The 285-nt window shown below is 47.7% G+C and carries 1 protein-coding gene; it reads left to right on the top strand.

Going from position 1 to position 285, the window contains the following annotated elements; translation table 11 throughout:
• Positions 1-285 (top strand): hypothetical protein (locus tag CIK98_RS18100; RefSeq protein WP_172409869.1); only part of this gene is annotated, 285 nt, incomplete at both ends.

Raw genomic sequence — 285 nt, 5'->3', positions numbered from 1 at the left:
ACAACAGCCGAGCCCTTCACCGCATGGCTCGAAGGAGCAACAGGCGACGTGCAGATAGTTGACTATATATTGCTCGACGAGGAGAACGCGGCGATGACCGTGACGCTCTGTGAATATAACGCCAAGACATATAACGCCAAGACAAATAACGCCAAGACATATAACGCCAAGAACTATAATATCAAGATGCGCCGTGCATTGAAGAAAGATGATTGGAACACCATCTGCCTGCCATATTCATTGACATCTGATGAGATTTCTTCGTTGTTCGGCAGCGGCACTAAG

Source organism: Prevotella sp. P2-180 (genome assembly GCF_002251435.1).
In the GTDB taxonomy this organism is placed as follows: domain Bacteria; phylum Bacteroidota; class Bacteroidia; order Bacteroidales; family Bacteroidaceae; genus Prevotella.
Note: the sequence above shows the minus strand (reverse complement) of the source record. Positions and strands in the feature narration are given on the sequence as shown.